Source organism: Caulobacter sp. D5 (assembly GCF_003185805.1).
GTDB lineage: Bacteria > Pseudomonadota > Alphaproteobacteria > Caulobacterales > Caulobacteraceae > Caulobacter.
In genome coordinates this window covers 1-2,914 of the sequence record NZ_QHJY01000393.1, presented here as the reverse complement: position 1 = coordinate 2,914, position 2,914 = coordinate 1, and the positions used below count along the sequence as shown (strand labels likewise).

Sequence of the window (2,914 nt, the reverse complement as noted above, 5' to 3'; positions counted from 1 at the left end):
TGGGCGCGGCGTGCCGCGGCCAGCTGGTCCTGGCGCAGGCTGTCGGCCTCCATCCGGGCGGCCTGCCGCTCGCGCAGCAGGCCCGGATCGGCCTGAGCAGCGGCCCCCGCCGCCCAGGCGAGCGCCGAGAGCGCCATTCCCGCCGCCAGGAGGATCCTTCCAGACCTTCGCCTCATGCCGTCTCCGTCGCTGTCGTCATCGGCTCTGGACGGTGAAACGCGCCAGCTCGGCCTTCGGCGCCGCCCAGGTGGGATCGAGTTCGGCCGCGCGGCTGTAGTCGCGATAGGCGGCGGGCAGGTCGCCCAGGTTCTCGTGGGCTAGGCCGCGATTGTAGAAGGCCCGCTCCGGATCCTTGACGCCCAGGGCCAGGCCCCGGTCGATCTCGGCCAGGCCGTCGGCGAACCGCTCCTCGGCGACATAGGCCGCGCCGCGATTGACATAGGCCTCGCCCAGGCTCGGGTCGATGCGGCCGGCGGCGTCGAAGTCCTCGCGGGCCAGGACATAGGCCTTGCGGCGCAGCTGGATCACCCCGCGATTGACGAAGGTGCGGGCCCGGTCGCCGGCCTTCAGGCTCTCGACCTCGAGGGCCGTGGTGCACAGGCGCAGCGTCGGGTCGTCGGAGCGGCCCTTGATGACGGCCTCGGAGCAGTCCTTGGCCATGCCCCCGCCGATGATCAGGACCGAGGCGCTCGCCCCGCCGACAGGTACGATAAGGACTGGGGCGATGAGGGCCAGGGCGGCGACGCCCATTATCCAGCCGCGAGCGCGCGGCCGAGACGGAATGGTCTTGGCTTCCATGCGTTTCTCCCAACGTTCACCCGGCCTTCCGGCAGGCCCGCGGGGATGGGAGAACCCAAGCCGCGGACGCGCGGGGACGGGCTTTTCGAGCCGGGCGGCGTCGAGGCCGGCCGGCGAGCGCCAGCATAGCACCACCGGCTTCCGAAGACCCGCCAAAACGCCGCGAAACGCTTTGCCAGCCCGCGCGGCGCGGCCTATCTCCAAGCGGCCGGATAGGAGGTTCGCATGCACCTGGCCCGCTTTCCCCGCGCCCGCTTCGCCCACCTGCCGACGCCGCTGGAGCCGCTGCCGCGGCTGGGGGCGGAACTGGGGATCGATCTCTGGGTCAAGCGCGACGACTGCACGGGCCTGGCCGGCGGCGGCAACAAGACCCGCAAGCTGGAATTCCTGCTCGGCGAGGCCCTGGCGCTCGGCGCCGACACCCTGGTGACGCAGGGCGCCGTGCAGTCCAACCACGTGCGCCAGACGATCGCGGCCGGCGCCCGCTACGGCCTCGCCACCGAGGTCATCCTCGAGGAACGCACGGGCTCGAAGGCCAGCGACTATGTCGGCAATGGCAATGTGCTGCTCGACAGGCTGATGGGCGCTTCGATCCGCTTCGTGCCCGGCGGGACCGACATGAACGAGGAGCTGGAGGCGACCGCCGAGATCGTCCGCCGGCGCGGCGGCAGGCCCTATGTGATCCCCGGCGGCGGGTCGAACACGATCGGGGCCCTGGGCTATGTCGACTGCGCCCGCGAACTGGTGGTGCAGGCCGACGGCCTTGATTTGAAGATCGACCGGCTGGTCACCGCCACCGGCAGCGCCGGCACCCATGCGGGCCTGGTTGCGGGCTTTTCGGCCCTGTCGGTCGACATCCCGATCCTCGGCTTCGGGGTGCGGGCGCCGAAAGCCAAGCAGGAGGAGAACGTCTTCAACCTGGCGGTCGCCACGGCGCAGACGATCGGCGCGGCGGGTCGGGTGAGGCGCGAGGCCGTGGTCGCCGACTGCGACTATGTCGGCGAGGGCTATGGCCTGGTCGACCAGGGGGTGGTCGACGCCCTCGCCCTGGCGGCGCGGACGGAAGGGCTGCTGCTGGACCCGGTCTATTCGGGCAAGGCGATGAAGGGGCTGATCGATCAAGCCCGCAAGGGCGCGTTCAAGAACCAGCGCGTGGTGTTCCTGCATACCGGCGGGGCGCAGGGCCTGTTCGGCTACCAGTCGGTGCTGGAGCCGGCGCTCGGTTAGGAGATCGCGATGAGCAAGGTCCTCGGCGTGCTGGGCGGCATGGGTCCGGCCGCCACCCTCGACTTCCTGGCCAAGCTGCAGGCGGCTACGCCGGTGGTCCGCGAGCAGGACCACATCCGGGTGCTGGTCGACATCAATCCCAAGGTTCCCGACCGCAACACCGACGGCGATGCGGCCGGGCCGGTGCTGGCGGCCATGGCGGCGGGGCTGCGCGATGCGGGAGCCGAAGTGCTGGCCATCGCCTGCAACACCGCCCACGCCTTCGCCGAGCAGGTGAAGGCCAGCGGCCTGCCGCTGATCGACCTGCCCGAGACGGCGGTCGAGGCGGCGCGGGTTCACGGCGCGACGCGGATCGGCGTGCTGGGCACCGGCTCGGCGCTTTCCATCTATCGCGACCGCCTCTCGCACCTGGGGCTGGAGGCGGTGAGCCTGGGCGACCACGAGCAGGTCGAGTTCATGGCCCTGCTCTATCGGATAAAGCGCGGCGACCTCTCGGACGCCTCGCGCCAGACCATGGCGGCCCTGGCCCACCGGCTGATCGGGCTGGGCGCCCAGGCCGTGGTTGCCGGCTGCACCGAGGTTCCGCTGGTGATGGGGCAGGACGATCTGACCGCGCCTTTCGTGGACGCCACGCAGGCGCTGGCGCAGCGGTGCGTGGCGATTTGCAGGTAAGACCCTCCCCCCGAAGGGGGAGGTGTCGGCGAAGCCGACGGAGGGGGGAGCGGCCTGTGAGGCCGCAGCCGTCTCGACGTCAGCAGGGACTTCCCCCTCCGGCCCTTCGGGCCACCTCCCCCTTCAGGGGGAGGGTCTTGGGGCATGGGCTCGCGATCTCCCGTGGCGATCCACGAAAGTTGATGGGGAGGCGCGGAGCGGCCGGGCGGAGCCCGGA

The 2,914-nt window shown here is 71.5% G+C and carries 3 protein-coding genes; 2 read left to right on the top strand and 1 reads right to left on the bottom strand.

What is annotated here, in order from left to right; translation table 11 throughout:
* Window positions 1-195: 195 nt before the first annotated feature.
* Window positions 196-798 (bottom strand): tetratricopeptide repeat protein, encoded by a 603-nt coding sequence (locus DMC18_RS21815; RefSeq protein WP_370444037.1) that lies wholly within the window; start codon window positions 796-798, stop codon window positions 196-198.
* Window positions 799-1,023: 225 nt separating this feature from the next.
* Here DMC18_RS21815 and DMC18_RS21810 point away from each other — a divergent pair, with 225 nt between their 5' ends.
* Together DMC18_RS21810 and DMC18_RS21805 are read left to right on the top strand one after the other, a co-directional pair.
* Complete coding sequence (locus tag DMC18_RS21810) at window positions 1,024-2,025, top strand: D-cysteine desulfhydrase (RefSeq protein WP_110120999.1); 1,002 nt, start codon at window positions 1,024-1,026, stop codon at window positions 2,023-2,025.
* 9 nt (window positions 2,026-2,034) lie between these two features.
* Entirely contained in the window at window positions 2,035-2,697 is a 663-nt protein-coding gene (locus tag DMC18_RS21805; protein WP_110120998.1) for an aspartate/glutamate racemase family protein, read from the top strand.
* The last annotated feature ends 217 nt before the right edge of the window (window positions 2,698-2,914 follow it).